1 protein-coding gene is annotated in these 279 nt (G+C 52.0%); it reads right to left on the bottom strand.

Features of this window, described 5'->3' with window-relative positions:
• Positions 1–279 (bottom strand): carbohydrate-binding protein (locus ACYP03_RS25915; RefSeq protein WP_459782662.1); only part of this gene is annotated, 279 nt, incomplete at both ends.

Below are 279 nucleotides of genomic sequence, written 5' to 3'. Positions count from 1 at the left end.
CTGGCTCTTCACCGGTCGTCCACCATTTCGCTTTCCAGGATTTGCCTGAATGCGTCACGATATCACCCGCGTTATACACACTACCGTTTGCCCAGACATTGGTACAACCTGTTGAGCCCCCCTCTTTCAATACCGTCACTGTGACTGACTCTGTCACTGAATCGGTACCATCGGATACTGCGACGGTAAAGTTCAGTGGCGTATCAACTGTGTAGCTGTCAGCAACAAAACTCACCGTTGCGCCATTCACTGTCGCATTAACACCGGCTGGCACTGTCC

The organism is Photobacterium sp. R1 (assembly GCF_054600795.1).
This window is presented reverse-complemented; position numbering and strand designations above follow the sequence as displayed.